We start from the raw sequence: 15916 nt of genomic DNA, 5'->3' as shown, positions 1-15916 counted from the left end.
CATGGAATCCGTCTCCCATATTCCGGTGCTGCGCGACGCGGTGCTGGAGGGCCTGGCCGTGCGAGCTGACGGCTTCTATGTCGATGGCACCTTCGGCCGCGGTGGCCATAGCCGGGCCATCCTGGCGCGGCTGGGGCCGGAGGGCCGGCTGCTGGCCATGGACCGCGACCCGGAAGCCGCGGCGTCCGCCGAGGCGCTGGCCGACGACCCCCGCTTCGCCTTCGAGGCCGGGCCGTTCTCGACCATGGCGGACACGTTGCGCCGGCGCTTTCCCGAACGCGGTCCGGACGGGGTGTTCCTGGATCTGGGCGTGTCCTCGCCGCAGCTCGATACGCCCGAGCGCGGCTTCAGCTTTCAGCATGATGGTCCGCTGGATATGCGCATGGACCCCGCCAGTGGCGAGAGCGCCGCGGACTGGCTGGCGCGCGCCGACGAGGGCGAGATCGCCGATGTGATCTACCACTATGGCGAGGAGCGCCACTCGCGGCGTATCGCCCGCGCCATCGTGGCCGCGCGGGCCGAGGCGCCGATCACCCGCACCGCCGCGCTGGCCGAGATCGTGCGCCGGGCCGTGCCGAAGCGCGAGCCGGGCAAGCACCCGGCGACCCGCACCTTCCAGGCCCTGCGCATCTTTGTGAACCGGGAGCTGGCCGAACTGGAGCAGTGGTTGGCCACGATCCCGGACGTCCTGCCGCCCGGCGCGCGGCTGGTGGTCATCAGCTTTCATTCGCTGGAAGACCGCATGGTGAAGCAGGCCCTGCGCAAGCCGGTGTCCGACGTGCGGCTACCGAAGGGCCTGCCGGTGATGCCGGAGGAGCCGGAGCGCAAGCTGCGGCCGGTCGGCAAGCCGGTGCACGCCGATCGCGAGGAACAGCGCATCAATCCGCGCTCGCGCTCGGCCGTGCTGCGTGTCGGGGAGCGACTCTGATGGTCGTGCGCGGACTTCTGGCAGTGGCGCTGGCGACCGGCGTGTTTGCCTCGGCGATCGGGGTCGTCGCGGCGAAGCACGAGGCCCGCCAGGCCTTCGTCGACCAGCAGCAGGCGCTCGCCCAGCGCGATGTCCTGAATCTGGAATGGACGCAGTTGCAGATCGAGCAGTCGACCTGGGCGACCCAGGGCCGGGTCGAGGAACAGGCGCGCCGGCAGCTGGACATGATCCAGCCGGATTCCGACCGCATCGTGGTGATCGGGGGTGATGCGTGGGCGCGCTGAAGCGGCAGATCAGCGGCGGTCGCCTGAAGGTCGTGATCGGCGTGTTCGCGCTGGCGGGCATCGCGCTGCTGTTGCGCGCCGTCGACCTGCAGGTGCTGGAGCGGGACTTCCTGACCTCGCAGGGCGAACAGCGCCAGGTGCGCACCCTGACCGAGTCCGCCCATCGCGGCATGATCACCGATCGCCATGGCGAACCGCTGGCGATCTCGGCCCCGGTGCAGACCGCCTGGGCCAATCCGCAGGACCTGATGGAACAGCGCGATCGCTGGTCGGATCTGGCGGCGGCGCTGGAGGTGGAGCCTGCGTGGCTGGCGGAGCGGATCGAGAGCCGGTCCTCGCGCGAGTTCGTCTATCTGCGCCGCCACATGCTGCCGGAACAGGCCGAACGCGTGGCCGCGCTGCGCATGCAGGGGGTGGGGCTGACCCGCGAGTTCCGTCGCTACTATCCGCACGGCGAGGCGACGTCGCACGTACTCGGCTACACCAACATCGACGATCAGGGCCAGGAGGGCGTCGAGCTGGCCTTCGATCAGTGGCTCTCGGGCCAGCCGGGAGCCAAGCGCGTGCTGCGCGATCGCCACGGCCGCACCATCCGCGACGTCGCCAGCATTCGCCCCGCGCGGGACGGCAATACGCTGGCGCTGACCCTGGATCAGCGCCTGCAGTACCTGGCCTACCGCGAGCTGAAGGCCGCGGTCGCCGAACACAACGCGCGGGGCGGCTCCGCGGTGATGCTGGACGCCCGCAGCGGCGAGGTGCTCGCGCTGGTCAACCAGCCCGGCTTCAATCCGAATAACCGTGGTGCCATCCGTTCCGACCGCGCTCGCAACCGCGCCATCACCGATACCATGGAGCCGGGCTCGGTGATGAAGCCCTTCACCGTCGCGGCGGCCCTGGATGCCGGGGTGGTGGATGCCAACGCCACCCTGGAGACCGGCCCCGGTACCATGCGTGTCGGGCGCCTGACCGTTCGTGACCTGCGCGATTACGGGACCATCGACCTGACCACCCTGATTGCCCGCTCCAGCAACGTCGGGGCCACGCAGCTGGCGCTGGAAACCCCGGCGGATCGCTTCTGGCAGACCCTCCACCAGGCCGGATTCGGGCAGGCGCCGGGCACCCATTTCCCCGGCGAGGCCCGCGGGCGCCTGCGGGACTTCACCACCTGGCGCGAGGTCGAGCAGGCCACGCTCGGCTATGGCTACGGCCTGTCGCTGTCGCCGCTGCAGATGGCGGCCGCCTACACCGCCTTCGCCAACGACGGCGAGCGCGTGCCGGTCCGGCTGGTGCGCACCGCCGACGACCTGCGCGAACCGGCGCGGGTGATGTCCCCGCGCACCGCGCGCCAGGTACTGGCGATGATGGAACACGTGATCGGCACCGAGGGCACGGCCCGCCAGGCGGCGATCGATGGCTACCGGGTGGCCGGCAAGACCGGCACCAGCCGCAAGAGCGGCCCGGGCGGCTATACCGAGGACCGCTATTTCTCCAGTTTTGTCGGACTGGCCCCGGCCTCCGATCCGCGCTTCGTGATGGCCGTGGTCATCGACGAACCCGATGCCGGGGTCTACTACGGCGGCGCCGTCGCGGCCCCCGTGTTCCGGCAGGTGGTGGGCTCGGCCCTGCGCATGTTTAATGTGCGTCCGGACGCGATGCCGGAAATCCCGATGCGGGTGGCGGCGGAACACGAGGGGGCCACATGATGGCCGCCCGCGATACCCGAGGCGAGGCTGCACCCGTGCTGGGCGATCTGCTGCCCGCCGGGTCCCTGCGCCCCGACCAGGCGGCCCTGCCGGTCGCCGACCTGGTCCAGGACAGCCGCAAGGTCGGCCCCGGCGCGGTCTTTGTGGCCCTGGCCGGCACCCACGGGCACGGTCTGGCGCACGCCGCCGATGCGGCTGGCCGTGGCGCCCGGGTCATCCTCTGGGACGAGGGCGAGCCCCCGGAATCCGCCGTGGAGGTCCCGCTGATCCATGTGCCGGGCCTGCGCGACCGGCTGCCGCAGATGGCGCGCGCTTTGTTCGGGGCGTGGCCGGAGGCGGCCCCCCTGGTGGCGGTGACCGGCACCGATGGCAAGACCACGGTGACCCACCTGATCGCGCTCGCCCTGGAGGCCCTGGGCCGGCCCACCGGCCTGATCGGCACCCTCGGCGTTGGGCGTCCCGGGCAGCTGGAGGCGACCGGGCACACCACGCCCGGGGTGCTCGATCTGCATCGTCATCTGGCGGATCTGGCGGGGTCCGGTTGCCAGGCCGTGGCGCTGGAGGCCTCCTCGCACGGTCTGGCGCAGGGGCGCCTTGCCGGGGCCCCGATCACGGTCGGCGTGCTGACCTGCCTGAGTTCCGACCACCTCGATTTCCACGGCAGTCAGGAGGCCTATGCCGAGGCCAAGGCCCGCCTGTTCGCCTGGCCCGGCCTGCAGACGGCGGTGCTGAATGTCGACGACGCCTTCGGGCGCCGGATCGCCGGGGGACTGCCGCCGGGTGTTCGCGCCCTGACCTACAGCGCGACCGGGGCGCCGGCCGACCTGCGCGCCCGCGACGTGGCGGCGACGCCGGACGGGCTGTGCTTCACGCTCGAGACCGAGGGCCAGACCCGCACGGTCCAGTCCACGCTGTTCGGCCTGTTCCAGGTGGGCAACCTGCTCGCGACCCTTGCCACGCTGCAGGCGCTGGGCCTGGAGCGTGAACAGGCCATCGCCGCCCTCGCGCGGCTGCCCGGCGTGCCCGGGCGCATGGAGCGCCTCCCGCTGCCCAACGGGGCCCTGGCGGTGGTCGACTATGCCCACACCGCCGAGGCGCTGGACGCCGCCTTGCGCGCCCTGCGGCCTCACACCGAGGGACGCCTGAGCGTGGTCTTCGGGTGCGGTGGCGAGCGCGACCGCGGCAAGCGTCCGGCGATGGGACGGGTGGCCTGCGAGCGTGCGGACGTGGTCTTCGTGACCGACGACAACCCGCGCGGCGAGGACCCGGCCGAGATCCGAGCCGAGATTCTTGCCGGCTGTGCCGCGGCCGCCGAATGCCACGAGATTGGTGACCGCGCCACCGCGATCGCCAGTGCCCTGGCGGAGGCCGGCGCGGGCGATGTGGTGCTGGTGGCCGGCAAGGGCCACGAGACCACTCAGGAGATTCGCGGGCAGCGGTATCCGTTCAGCGACCGCGAGCAGGTGCGAACCGTGGGGCGCCGGCATCTGCAGGACACGCGCGACCCGCAGCGCGCGACCGGGGAGGAGGGAGAATGATTCGCATGACCAGCCAGGAACTGGCCGAGGCCGTGAAGGGGCGCCTGCAGGGGGCGGGCGACGTGGCCTTCGAGGGCGTGTTCACGGACACCCGCGAGCCCCGCCCCGGGGCGCTGTTTATCGCGCTGAAAGGGCCCAACTTCGATGCCCACACGCAGGTGGCCGCCGATCTGCCGGCGCCGGTGCTGCTGGTGGAGCGCGCCCTGGATGTCCCGCAGCCGCAGGTCATTGTCTCCGATACGCGGGAGGCCCTGGGGCGACTCGGCCGCCACTGGCGCCGCCAGAGCCGGGCGCGGGTGATCGCCCTGACCGGTTCGAACGGCAAGACCACCACCAAGGAGATGCTGCGCTGCATCCTCGAGGGCGCAGGCTCCGTGCATGCCACCGCGGGCAATCTGAACAACGAGATCGGCGCGCCACTGACGCTGCTGGCCATGCCGCAGGACGTGGACTACGCGGTGATCGAGCTGGGCGCCAATCACGCCGGCGAGATCGGCCGTATGGTGCGCTGGGTCGAGCCGCAGGTGGCCATGATCACCAATGCCGGGCGCGCACATCTGGAGGGCTTCGGGAGCCTCGAGGGCGTGGCGCATGCCAAGGCCGAGATCTACTCCGGGCTGCCCGCCCAGGGCGGTACCGCCGTGATCAATCTGGACGACCCGTTTGCCGACTACTGGCTGTCCCTGAACGAGCACCACCACTGCCAGCGCTTCTCGCTGGAGGGCGGCGGCGAGGTCGAGGGGATGTGGCAGGCCCCGGACCGGCTGCGGCTGGCGATCCTCGGCGCCGGGCGCGACCTGCGCCTGGCCGGCCCCGGGCGCCATCTCGCGGCGAACGCCGTCGCCGCGGCCGCCGCGGCCAACGCGGTGGGCATCGGGATCGACCGCATCGTCGAGGGCCTGGCGCGCTGGAAGCCCGTCCGCGGGCGCCTGCAGGAACTGTGGCATGTCACTGGCGCACGCCTGTGGGACGACAGCTACAACGCCAATCCGGACTCGCTGCGGGCCGGGCTGGAGGTGCTGGCGGCCATGCCCGGCCGGCGCATCCTGGTGCTGGGCGCGATGGGCGAGCTGGGCTCGGAGACCCGCGAACTGCATCGCGAAACGGGCCGGCTGGCCCGGGCCATGGGCATCGACCACTGCCTCGCCCTGGGCGACGCCGCGCGCGACAGTGCCGAGGCGTTCGGTGACGGTGGCGAATGGTTTGCCGATCACGGCGCATTGCAGGCGCGCCTGGAGGCGCTCCTGGCCGAGGGTACGACGGTGCTGGTGAAGGGCTCGCGCAGCCAGCACATGGAACGGATCATCGAGGGGCTGGATCTGGCCTCGGCAGCGCCGGAGGTGGCGGATGCTCTACGCGCTGACTGAGTACCTGAGCCAGTTCTATTCCGCGTTCACGGTCTTTCAGTACCTGACCGTTCGCGCCATCCTCGGGGTGGTCACGGCGCTGGCGATCGCGCTGCTGATCGGCCCGGCGATGATTCGCCGCCTCACTGTCGGCAAGGTCGGCCAGCAGATCCGTGACGACGGCCCCGAGTCGCACCTGACCAAGGCCGGCACCCCGACCATGGGCGGCGCGCTGATTCTGGTCGCGGTGGCCATGGCCACCCTGCTCTGGAGCGACCTGACCAACCGCTTCGTCTGGCTCGTGCTGCTGACGACCCTCGCGTTCGGTGCGGTCGGCGGCTGGGATGACTACCTGAAGCTGCGCTATGGCAACAGCAAGGGGCTGTCGGCGCGCGCCAAGATCCTGTGGCAGACCCTGTTCGCCCTGATCGCGGCCGGCGTGATCATGTACACCGCGCAGGGCCCGGTGGAGACCACGTTCTACCTGCCGGTGTTCAAGGACATCCAGTTCAGCCTGGGCTGGTTGTTCATCCCGCTGGTCTGGCTGGTCGTGGTCGGTTCCTCGAACGCGGTGAACCTCACCGACGGGCTGGACGGCCTGGCGATCATGCCTGCGGTGCTGGTGGCCGGCGCCCTGGGCGTGTTTGCCTACGCGGCGGGTCATGCGGTGTTCGCCGACTACCTCGGCATCCCGGCGGTGCCCGGGGTGGGCGAGGTCGTGATCTTCACCGCCGCGCTGGTCGGCGCCGGGCTCGGGTTCCTGTGGTTCAACACCTACCCCGCCCAGGTATTCATGGGCGATGTCGGGGCGCTGGCACTGGGCGCGGCCCTGGGCATGCTGGCGATTCTGACCCGGCAGGAGATCGTCCTGCTGATCATGGGCGGCATCTTCGTGCTGGAGACGCTGTCGGTGATGCTGCAGGTCGCCTCGTTCAAGCTCACCGGGCGGCGCATCTTCCGCATGGCGCCGCTGCATCACCACTTCGAACTCAAGGGCTGGCCGGAGCCGCGCGTGATCGTGCGTTTCTGGATCCTGACCGTGGTGTTCGTGCTGATCGGTCTCGCGACCCTGAAGGTGCGCTGATCCCATGATGCGAGCCAGCGGCGACAACCTGATCGTGGGCCTGGGGGCGACCGGACTGTCGGTGGCCCGCTTCCTGCGCGCGCAGGGCCAGTCGTTTGCGCTCACCGATACCCGGGCGGCCCCCGCGGCGCTGGCTACGGGCGCGGACTGGGTGAACGCCGCCTGGGTGGGGCCGCTGGACGATCTGGATGCCACGGCCTTCGCCCGAATTGTGGTCTCGCCCGGTGTCGCCCTGGAACACCCCGTCCTGCAGCAGGCGCAGGCGGCCGGTGCCCGCCTGATCGGGGACATCGATCTGTTCGCCGAGCAGGCGACCGCCCCGGTGATCGCGATCACCGGCTCCAACGGCAAGAGCACCGTGACCGCCCTGGTGGGCGAGCTGCTCCAGGCCGCTGGCTACCGTGTCGCGGTCGGCGGCAACTTCGGGACCCCGGCGCTGGACCTGCTGGAATCGGCGCCCGATCTGTACGTGCTGGAGCTGTCCAGCTTCCAGCTGGAGCGCAGCCACACATTGGCGCCGGCCGCCGCCGCCATCCTGAATATCTCCCCCGACCACCTGGACCGTTACGCCGATCTGGACGCCTATGTACGCGCCAAGGCCCGGATCCTGGATCGCGCCCAGCGCGGCGTGCTGAATCGCGAGGACACCTGGCTGCGCGAGATCGCGCTGCCGCAGGACCTGCAGGTGATCTCCTTCGGTCTCGACGCCCCGCCGCGTGCGGTCGACTTCGGCGTGCGTCCGGCCCCCGAGGATGGCCCCGAGCTGGTGCATGGCGACGAGGGCCTTCTCGCCACGGGTCGCCTGCGCCTGCGGGGGCAGCACAACTGGGCCAACGCCCTGGCCGCGCTGGCGCTGGCCTGGCCGTGGCTGGAGCCAGGCGCGCCCCGGGCCCGCGCACTGGCGGCGCTGGCCGAGTTCCCCGGGCTGCCGCACCGCTCGCAGTGGATTGCCGAGGTCGACGGGGTCGCATACATCAACGACTCCAAGGGTACCAACGTGGGCGCCACCCTGGCCGCGCTGCGCGGTACGCCGGGGCCGCTGGTGCTGATTGCCGGGGGGCAGGGCAAGGGCCAGGACTTCGCCCCGCTGGCGGATTACATCCCGGGCAAGGTCCGCGGGGTGGTCCTGCTGGGCGAAGACGCGCCGGCCATCGCCCGCGCCCTGGCATCAGTGGTGCCGGTGCAGCGCGTCGACGACATGGCCGCCGCGGTCGCCCAGGCCGCCGCCTGGGCGGAGCCCGGGGATACCGTGCTGCTGTCGCCGGGCTGTGCCAGCCTGGACATGTACGAGAATTACCAGGCGCGCGGCGACGACTTCGCCCGCGCGGTGCGGGGGCTCGCGGCATGAGTGTCTCGAGTAGCCGCCTCGGACTGCCGGATCGCGGCCTGGTGGCCGGCCTGCGCGATCACGTGGACCTGCCTCTGCTGGCGGTCGCGGCGACCCTGCTGGGGATCGGGCTGGTGATGGTCGCCTCGGCCTCCATGGGGTTGGGCGAGCGCTATTTCGGCAATACCTGGCACTTCTTCCAGCGCCAGGTGATCTTCGCCGCTATCGGTCTGGCGGTGGCGACCTTCCTGTGGTCGGTTCCGCTGGCGCGCTGGGAGCGCGCGGGGCCTTGGTTGCTGATCCTGGTGATGGTGCTGCTGATCGCCGTGCTGATCCCCGGGGTGGGCCGCACGGTGAACGGGGCGACCCGCTGGATCCCGCTGGGCATGTTCAACCTCCAGGTGGCGGAGCTGGTGAAATTGCTGGTGGTGATGTACCTCGCCGGCTACATCGTGCGCCACTACTCGACGCTGCGCCTGCATTTCCTCGGCTTCATCCGTCCGCTGATTGTGCTCGGGGTGGGCACCATCCTGATGCTGCTGCAGCCCGACTTCGGGGGGGCGGCGATCATGCTGGCGATCGGCATGGGCATGCTGTTCCTCGCCGGTGCCAAGCTGTGGCAGTTCGCCGCGCTGGGGGTCACGATCGGCGCCGGTATGGCGGTGGTGGCGGTCGCGGCACCCTACCGCGTGGCGCGCCTGACGGCCTTCCTCGACCCCTGGCAGGACCCGTTCGCCACCGGCTTTCAGCTGACCCAGTCGCTGATCGCGATCGGTTCCGGCGGCTGGTTCGGGGCCGGGCTGGGCAACAGCGTGCAGAAGCTGTTCTACCTGCCGGAGGCGCACAACGATTTCCTGTTTGCGGTCTTTGCCGAGGAGTTCGGCTTTGTCGGCGTTATCGCCCTGATCGCGCTGTTCGGGGTGCTGGTCTGGCGCTGCATCCGTATCGGCCTGTATGCCGAGCGCGCCGGCCATGCCTTCGCCTCCCATCTGGCGTTCGGCGTGGCGATCTGGATGGGCCTGCAGGCCTTCCTGAACCTCGCCGTGAACATGGGGCTGCTCCCGACCAAGGGGCTGACCCTGCCGTTTCTCAGTTACGGCGGCAGTTCGCTGATTGTCTCGCTGGCGGCCATCGGCCTGGTGATGCGCGTCTACCGCGAGGCCCAGGTGCCCGCTCCCCGGGCGGCGCAGCCGTCCCGTCGCCGGCGGGGAGGTGCGGCATGAACGCCCCGCGCATCCTGATCATGGCTGGCGGCACAGGAGGCCACGTGTTCCCCGGGCTGGCGGTGGCCGAGGAGCTGCGTGCCCGCGGCGCCGAGGTGCGCTGGCTGGGTACCACCCGCGGCGTGGAGGCGCGGCTGGTACCGGAGTCCGGCATCGAACTGACAACCCTCCCCATCGCCGGGATTCGCGGCAAGGGCGTGATCGGGCTGGCGCTGGCGCCGTGGCGGCTGGGTCTGTCGCTGTGGGCGGCGCTGGGCCTGATGACGCGCCTGCGCCCGGACGCCGTGATCGGTTTCGGCGGCTTCGCGGCCGGGCCCGGCGGCCTGATGGCGGCCGCGCTGGGGCGCCCCCTGGCGATCCACGAACAGAACGCGGTGGCCGGCCTGACCAACCGCTGGCTGGCGAAGGTCGCCGACCGGGTGTACTCCGGCTTCGAGCACAGTTTTCCCGAACGGGTGGCGGTCACGGTCGTGGGCAACCCGGTGCGCGCGCAGATCGCCGGCCTGCCCGTCCCGGAGGTCCGCTTCGACGAGCGCGAAGGCCCGCTGAACATCCTGGTCCTGGGGGGCAGCCTGGGTGCCCGCTCCCTTAATCGGACCCTGCCCGCGGGCCTGGCGATGGTGGCGGCGCAACAGCCCCTGAACATCCGCCACCAGGCCGGCGAACGCACCCTGGAGGAGGCCCGGTCCGCCTACGCCGAAGCCGGGCTGGCGGCCGAGATCTCCGCCTTTATCGAGGACATGGCCGCCGCTTACGCCTGGGCGGACCTGGTGATCTGTCGCGCCGGGGCCCTGACCGTGGCCGAGGTGGCCGCCGCCGGGGTGCCGGCGATCTTCGTCCCCTATCCACATGCGGTGGATGACCACCAGACCGCGAACGCCGAGGCCCTGGTGCGCGCGGGCGCGGCCTGGATGATCGCGGATGCCGAACTGACGGCCCAGGCCATCTTTGACCGGGTCGGGCCGCTGGATCGCGAGGCCCTGCGGGCCCGCGCGGTCCTGGCGCGCGAGCAGGCCTGCCCGGACACGGTGCAGCGCCTGGCCGACGCCTGCATGGAGATGGCGGGTGCCCGCCCGGAGGGATCGTCATGAACGCCACGCGCCTGCCGCGTCACGCAATGCGCCGCATTCGCCGTATCCACTGCGTCGGGATCGGGGGTTCCGGCATGAGCGGGATCGCCGAGGTCCTGCACCAGCTGGGTTACCGGGTCTCCGGTTCCGACCTGGGGCAGTCGGCGATGGTCGAGCGCCTGAAGGCGATGGACATCCCGGTGGTGGCGGCCCATACCGAGGCGAATGTGGCGGACGCGGACGTGCTGGTGGTTTCCAGCGCGATCAACCCGTCCAACCCAGAGGTCCAGGAGGCCCGTCGTCGGGGTATCCCGATTGTGCGCCGCGCCGAAATGCTCGCCGAACTGATGCGTTTTCGCTACGGCATCGCGGTGGCCGGCACCCACGGCAAGACGACCACCACCAGCCTGGTCGCCAGTGTCCTGGCGGAGGCGGGCATGGATCCGACCTTTGTGATCGGCGGGCGCCTGAACAGCACGGCCAGTCACTCCAACCTCGGGGCCGGTGACTACCTCGTGGCCGAGGCCGACGAGAGCGATGCCTCGTTCCTCCATCTGCAGCCAATGATCAGCATCGTGACCAACATCGATGCCGATCACCTGGGGACCTATGGCAACGACTTCGGCAAGCTGCGCGCCACCTTCCTCGAGTTCCTGCATCACCTGCCGTTCTACGGCATCGCCGTGCTGTGCGCGGACGACCCGCAGGTGCGCGACCTGTATCCGGAACTGGAGCGCCCGCGCCTGACCTACGGCATCGAGCAGCCGGCCGACGTGCGCGCCCTGAATGTGCGCCAGGAAGGCGTGCGCATGTACTTCGATCTGGCCCTGCCGGGGCAGGCCGCATTCCCCGTGACCCTCAACCTGCCCGGCCGCCACAACGTGCTGAACGCCCTGGCCGCGGCGGCGGTCGCGCACGAGCTGGAGGTGGCGCCGACCGCGATCCAGGCCGCGCTGGAGCGTTTCCAGGGCATCGGCCGGCGCTTCCAGGTCCAGTCCTGGCAGGCCCCCAGCGGCCCGGTGACCCTGGTCGACGACTACGGCCATCACCCGCGGGAGATCGCCGCGACCCAGGCCGCCGCGCGCGATGCCTGGCCGGATCGGCGGCGCATCACGATCTTCCAGCCGCATCGCTATACCCGCACGCGCGACCTGTTCGAGGACTTTGTCGAGGCGCTGTCGGAGACCGATGTGCTGATCCTGCTGGAGGTGTATGCCGCCGGCGAGGAGCCGATCCCCAGTGCCGACGGCCGCAGCCTGGCGCGGGCCATCCGCTTGCGCGGTCAGGTCGAACCGGTGTTTGTCGAGCGGGCCGACGACGTCGTCGATGTCCTCGGGCGCATGCTGCGCGCGGATGACGTGGTCATTGCCCAGGGCGCCGGCGACATTGGCCGCCTGGCCGGTCTGCTCCCCGAACAGCTGAGCGCGTCCGGCGAGGGGGGCACATGATGGCGGCGCGCGAGATCGAGCCGATGGCGACGCCGTTCGCCGGGGAGCCGCGCGGGCGGCTGCAGGCCCGGGTGCCGCTGGCCGGGCTCACGTCGTGGCGGGTCGGCGGGCCGGCCGACTGGCTGTTCCAGCCGGTCGACCTCGACGACCTGGTGGCCGCGTTGCGCGACCACGCGACCCACGCCCCGCAGATGCCGGTGACCTTCCTCGGGCTTGGCAGCAACGTGCTGATCCGCGACGGGGGTGTCGAGGGGCTGGTGGTGCACCTGTCGGGTGTCCTCAACGAGCGCCGGCGTCTGGACGGTGATCGTCTCCTGCTGGGCGCCGGGCTGGCCTGTGCCCAGGCCGCGCGCTTCGGGGCCCGCGAGGGGCTGGTCGGGGCCGAGTTCCTGGCCGGCATCCCGGGCACGGTGGGGGGCGCGCTGTACATGAATGCGGGGGCCTGGGGCGGCGAGATCTGGCCGCTGGTGGAATCGGTGGCCACGGTGGATGTGCGCGGTGAACTGCATACCCGCACGCCGGCGGATTACTCCATCGGCTACCGCAGTGTCCGGGGCCCGGAAGACGAATGGTTCACCGGCTGCGTGCTGCGGCTGGCCCCGGGCGACCCCGAAGCCGGAACCCGACGCATCCGCGAACTCCTGCGCGAGCGCTCGGCGAAGCAGCCGCTGGGTCTGCCGTCCTGCGGTTCGGTCTTCCGTAATCCGGAGGGGGATCACGCGGCGCGTCTGGTGGAGGCGGCCGGGTTGAAGGGCCTGCGCCGCGGCGCGGCGGAGATCTCGCCCAAGCACGCCAATTTCATCACCCACGACGGGACGGCCCGCGCCGCCGATATCGAATGGCTGTTGCGCCACGCCCAGGACGCGGTGGAGCGGCGCTTCGGGGTGCACCTGGAGCCGGAGGTCCGGGTGCTGGGACGCGCCGCGGGTGCGAACGAGACAAGCGAGGGAACGGCATGAGCAAGCGAAGCGCACAAGACTACGGCCGGGTCGCGGTCCTGATGGGTGGCTGGTCCGGCGAGCGCGACATCTCGCTCCAGAGTGGCCAGGCCGTGCTGGCGGCCCTGCAGCGCCAGGGCGTGGATGCCCACCCGCTGGACCTGACCCGCGAGAGTGCCCGCTGCCTGGCGCTGGAGGGCTTCGACCGGGTGTTTATCGTGCTCCACGGCGAATGTGGCGAGGACGGCACGTTGCAGGGCTGCCTCGACATGGCGGGTGTGCCATACACCGGGACCGGCGTGCTTGGCTCCGCGCTGGGCATGGACAAGCTGGCCTGCAAGCGGCTGTGGGCGGGCAGCAATCTGCCCAGCGCGCCCTACCGCCTGCTGACACCCGGTTTCGATCCGGAGGCGGTCGCCGAGGCCCTGGGCCTGCCGCTGATCGTGAAGCCGGCCCGCGGGGGCTCCAGCCTCGGCATCACGCGGGTCGATCGCGTCGCGGATCTGCCGGCGGCGTTCGAGGCGGCCCGGCTGCAGCCGGGCCAGGTGTTCGCCGAGCAGTGGATCCGCGGGCGCGAGTACACCGTCGCGATCCTCGGCAACGAGCCGCTGCCCGTGGTGGAGATCCGTACCCCGGGTGGCTTCTACGACTACCACGCCAAGTATGAGGCCGATGATACCGGCTACGTCTGCCCGCCCCCGCTGGATTCGAGCGCGCTGCTGGAGCTGCAGTCCCTGGCGATCGCGGCCTTCGCGACGCTGGAGGGCTGCGGCTGGGGCCGGGTGGACATCCTGCAGGACGAGCACGGCGAGAACTTCCTGATCGAGGTGAACACCATCCCGGGCATGACCGATCACTCCCTGGTGCCCAAGGCGGCCGCGCAGGCCGGGATCGACTTTGACGAGCTGTGCCTGCGCATCCTCGATTCCAGTTTCGAGTGTGGAGGGCTGCGTTGAACGCACGCCGCACAACCCGACCCGCGCGCCGGCCGCAGTCGCAGGGGCCATCGCCCTTGCGCCGCCTGGCTGGCCCGGGGCTGCGCCTGATGGCCGGCATGGGCCTCGCCGGGATGCTGGTGCTGGGCGCGCTGGCCTGGCTGCAGTTCGACCCGGATGCCTGGCTGCCGATCGAGCGCATCGAGGTGACCGGCAACCCGCAGCACGCGGATGTCGCGGCCGTGCAGGAGTTGGCCCGCGCCCATGCATCGGGCTTTGTCGGGGTCGAGCTGGAGCGCCTGCGCACGGCGCTGGAGGCCCAGCCCTGGGTGGACACGGTGCGCCTGCGCCGCCAGTGGCCGGACACGCTGGTGGTCGAGATCCGCGAGCCGGTGCCGGTGGCGCAATGGGGCGACGACCACCTGGTCGACCGCCACGGCCGGCTGTTCGGGCCGGTGGCGCTGGATGACTGGGAGGGGCTGCCGGCCCTCGCAGGGACGGATGGGCGGCAGGTGGTGCTGATGCATCGCTACCTGGAGGTCTCCGCGCGCCTGGCCGATGCCGGGCTGGAGGTCACCGGGTTGCAGGAAGGGGCGCGCCATGACTGGAGCATCCACCTGGCGGACGGCGTGCGCGTGCTGATGGGCCGGGATGCCGATCTGAGCCGCCTGGGTCAGCTGGTCCGCGCGGTGCCGGCGATTCGCGATTATCGCGATGCCCCGGTGGAACGGATCGACCTGCGCTATCCGCACGGGCTCGCGGTGGCCTGGGCGGATGCGGCGGATGACGGTGCGGGGGACGCCCGATGACACGAACGACAGGACGCAGAAAGATGATGGCAAAGAAGTCGGAACTCGGTCTGATCGTCGGCCTGGACGTCGGGACCTCGAAGATCGAGGCGGTGGTCGGGGAGCTGACCGAGGAAGGCGAGATCGAGATCATCGGGATCGGGTCCTCCCCTTCGCGCGGGCTGAAGAAGGGTGTGGTGGTGAACATCGAGTCCACCGTCCAGTCGATCCAGCGCGCGGTCGAGGAGGCCGAGCTGATGGCCGGCTGCGAGATCCACTCGGTCTACACCGGGATCGCCGGCTCTCACATCAAGAGCTACAACTCCACCGGCGTGGTGGCGATCAAGGACGGCGAGGTGGTCGCGGGCGACGTCGACCGGGTGATCGACGCCGCGCGCGCGATCGCGATCCCGGCCGACCAGCGCATCCTCCACGTGCTGCCGCAGGAATACATCATCGACGAGCAAGAGGGCATCCGCGAGCCGATCGGGATGTCCGGGGTGCGGCTGGAGGCCAAGGTGCACCTGGTCACCGGCGCGGTGTCCGCGGCGCAGAACATCGTCAAGTGCGTGGAGCGCTGCGGGCTGCGGGTGGACGACATCATCCTGGAACAGCTCGCCTCCAGCTATTCGGTGCTCAGCGAGGACGAGAAGGACCTGGGTGTCTGCCTGGTGGACATCGGCGGCGGGACCACCGACATCGCGGTGTTTGCCCATGGCGCGATCATGCACACCGCGGTGATCCCGATTGCCGGGGATCAGGTGACCAACGACATCGCGGTCGCCCTGCGCACGCCGACCCAGTACGCCGACGAACTCAAGATCAAGTACGCCTGCGCGCTGCGCTCGCTGGCCGACCCGGGTGAGAGCATCGAGGTGCCCGGGGTGGGCGATCGGGCCGCGCGCCGGCTGTCGCGCCAGACGCTCGCCTCCGTGGTCGAGCCGCGCTACGAGGAACTGCTGCAGCTGGTGCAGGCGGAGCTGCGCCGCAGCGGCACCGAGGAAATGATCGCCGCCGGGGTCGTGCTGACCGGCGGATCGTCTCGAATGGAAGGTGTGGTGGACCTCGCCGAAGAGGTCTTCCACATGCCCGTACGCCTGGGGGTGCCGCAACGCGTCACCGGGCTCCTGGATGTGGTGAAGAATCCGATCCACGCGACGGGAGTGGGGCTGCTGCTCTACGCCCGCGAGTCGCGTGCGGAGCAGGAGGCCCGGCCCGTGAGCAGCGGGTTCCAGGGCGTATGGGCGCGCATGAAGCGCTGGTTTTCCGGGCAGTTCTGATGATCGGGACACCGGAATCTTTGG

Annotated in this window: 14 protein-coding genes; all 14 read left to right on the top strand. The window is 70.9% G+C overall.

What is annotated here, in order from left to right:
• The first annotated feature begins 1 nt into the window (after nt 1).
• The 14 genes from rsmH to ftsA all read left to right on the top strand — a co-directional run bounded on the left by rsmH (nt 2) and on the right by ftsA (nt 15892).
• Complete coding sequence (gene rsmH, locus D106_RS0110430; RefSeq protein WP_018879988.1) at nt 2-928, top strand: 16S rRNA (cytosine(1402)-N(4))-methyltransferase RsmH; 927 nt, start codon at nt 2-4, stop codon at nt 926-928.
• Nucleotides 928-1212 (top strand): cell division protein FtsL, encoded by a 285-nt coding sequence (gene ftsL, locus D106_RS0110425; RefSeq protein ID WP_018879987.1) that lies wholly within the window; start codon nt 928-930, stop codon nt 1210-1212. The genes rsmH and ftsL overlap by 1 nt, the downstream gene beginning before the upstream one ends.
• The gene (locus tag D106_RS0110420) at nt 1200-2915 is read left to right on the top strand and encodes a penicillin-binding protein 2 (RefSeq protein ID WP_018879986.1); all 1716 of its coding nucleotides are present in this window, start codon (nt 1200-1202) and stop codon (nt 2913-2915) included. The genes ftsL and D106_RS0110420 overlap by 13 nt, the downstream gene beginning before the upstream one ends.
• Nucleotides 2912-4453 carry a UDP-N-acetylmuramoyl-L-alanyl-D-glutamate--2,6-diaminopimelate ligase gene (locus D106_RS0110415; RefSeq protein WP_018879985.1) on the top strand — a complete coding sequence of 514 codons (1542 nt, stop codon included), beginning with the start codon at nt 2912-2914 and terminating at the stop codon, nt 4451-4453. The genes D106_RS0110420 and D106_RS0110415 overlap by 4 nt, the downstream gene beginning before the upstream one ends.
• Nucleotides 4450-5820, top strand: a complete 1371-nt coding sequence (murF, locus tag D106_RS0110410) for a UDP-N-acetylmuramoyl-tripeptide--D-alanyl-D-alanine ligase (RefSeq protein WP_018865648.1) — start codon at nt 4450-4452, stop codon at nt 5818-5820. Before D106_RS0110415 ends, murF begins: the two co-directional genes overlap by 4 nt.
• Entirely contained in the window at nt 5801-6883 is a 1083-nt protein-coding gene (gene mraY / locus D106_RS0110405) for a phospho-N-acetylmuramoyl-pentapeptide-transferase (protein WP_018879984.1), read from the top strand. The genes murF and mraY overlap by 20 nt, the downstream gene beginning before the upstream one ends.
• Before the next feature lie 4 nt (nt 6884-6887).
• On the top strand, nt 6888-8231 hold the full coding sequence (murD, locus tag D106_RS0110400) for a UDP-N-acetylmuramoyl-L-alanine--D-glutamate ligase (RefSeq protein WP_018876477.1): 1344 nt from the start codon (nt 6888-6890) through the stop codon (nt 8229-8231).
• The gene (gene ftsW / locus D106_RS0110395) at nt 8228-9433 is read left to right on the top strand and encodes a putative lipid II flippase FtsW (protein ID WP_019583714.1); all 1206 of its coding nucleotides are present in this window, start codon (nt 8228-8230) and stop codon (nt 9431-9433) included. Before murD ends, ftsW begins: the two co-directional genes overlap by 4 nt.
• Nucleotides 9430-10524: an undecaprenyldiphospho-muramoylpentapeptide beta-N-acetylglucosaminyltransferase gene (gene murG / locus D106_RS0110390; RefSeq protein ID WP_018879983.1), complete on the top strand. Its 1095-nt coding sequence runs from the start codon at nt 9430-9432 to the stop codon at nt 10522-10524. The genes ftsW and murG overlap by 4 nt, the downstream gene beginning before the upstream one ends.
• Nucleotides 10521-11951 (top strand): UDP-N-acetylmuramate--L-alanine ligase, encoded by a 1431-nt coding sequence (murC, locus tag D106_RS0110385; RefSeq protein ID WP_018876475.1) that lies wholly within the window; start codon nt 10521-10523, stop codon nt 11949-11951. Before murG ends, murC begins: the two co-directional genes overlap by 4 nt.
• On the top strand, nt 11948-12910 hold the full coding sequence (murB, locus tag D106_RS0110380) for a UDP-N-acetylmuramate dehydrogenase (RefSeq protein WP_018879982.1): 963 nt from the start codon (nt 11948-11950) through the stop codon (nt 12908-12910). Before murC ends, murB begins: the two co-directional genes overlap by 4 nt.
• A complete protein-coding gene (locus D106_RS0110375; protein ID WP_018865655.1) occupies nt 12907-13845 on the top strand; it encodes a D-alanine--D-alanine ligase in 939 nt (312 codons plus the stop codon). Before murB ends, D106_RS0110375 begins: the two co-directional genes overlap by 4 nt.
• 65 nt (nt 13846-13910) lie before the next feature.
• Nucleotides 13911-14633, top strand: a complete 723-nt coding sequence (locus D106_RS0110370; protein ID WP_026280317.1) for a cell division protein FtsQ/DivIB — start codon at nt 13911-13913, stop codon at nt 14631-14633.
• 23 nt (nt 14634-14656) lie between these two features.
• Nucleotides 14657-15892, top strand: coding sequence for a cell division protein FtsA (gene ftsA / locus D106_RS0110365; RefSeq protein WP_018879981.1), 1236 nt, complete (start codon nt 14657-14659; stop codon nt 15890-15892).
• Nucleotides 15893-15916: the final 24 nt, after the last annotated feature.

This window comes from Thioalkalivibrio sp. ALE9, assembly GCF_000377445.1.
Lineage (GTDB): Bacteria > Pseudomonadota > Gammaproteobacteria > Ectothiorhodospirales > Ectothiorhodospiraceae > Thioalkalivibrio.
The sequence above is the reverse complement of the archived record's forward strand: the minus strand, read 5'-3'. Positions and strand labels throughout refer to the sequence as shown.

What these genes read in the sequence shown, in the direction of transcription:
- mraY (WP_018879984.1), top strand. Translation starts at nt 5,801, where the DNA reads ATGCTCTACGCGCTGACTGAGTACCTGAGCCAGTTCTATTCCGCGTTC.
- murG (WP_018879983.1), top strand. Translation starts at nt 9,430, where the DNA reads ATGAACGCCCCGCGCATCCTGATCATGGCTGGCGGCACAGGAGGCCAC.
- ftsA (WP_018879981.1), top strand. Translation starts at nt 14,657, where the DNA reads ATGATGGCAAAGAAGTCGGAACTCGGTCTGATCGTCGGCCTGGACGTC.
- murB (WP_018879982.1), top strand. Translation starts at nt 11,948, where the DNA reads ATGATGGCGGCGCGCGAGATCGAGCCGATGGCGACGCCGTTCGCCGGG.
- D106_RS0110375 (WP_018865655.1), top strand. Translation starts at nt 12,907, where the DNA reads ATGAGCAAGCGAAGCGCACAAGACTACGGCCGGGTCGCGGTCCTGATG.
- ftsL (WP_018879987.1), top strand. Translation starts at nt 928, where the DNA reads ATGGTCGTGCGCGGACTTCTGGCAGTGGCGCTGGCGACCGGCGTGTTT.
- ftsW (WP_019583714.1), top strand. Translation starts at nt 8,228, where the DNA reads ATGAGTGTCTCGAGTAGCCGCCTCGGACTGCCGGATCGCGGCCTGGTG.
- murD (WP_018876477.1), top strand. Translation starts at nt 6,888, where the DNA reads ATGATGCGAGCCAGCGGCGACAACCTGATCGTGGGCCTGGGGGCGACC.
- murC (WP_018876475.1), top strand. Translation starts at nt 10,521, where the DNA reads ATGAACGCCACGCGCCTGCCGCGTCACGCAATGCGCCGCATTCGCCGT.
- murF (WP_018865648.1), top strand. Translation starts at nt 4,450, where the DNA reads ATGATTCGCATGACCAGCCAGGAACTGGCCGAGGCCGTGAAGGGGCGC.
- rsmH (WP_018879988.1), top strand. Translation starts at nt 2, where the DNA reads ATGGAATCCGTCTCCCATATTCCGGTGCTGCGCGACGCGGTGCTGGAG.
- D106_RS0110415 (WP_018879985.1), top strand. Translation starts at nt 2,912, where the DNA reads ATGATGGCCGCCCGCGATACCCGAGGCGAGGCTGCACCCGTGCTGGGC.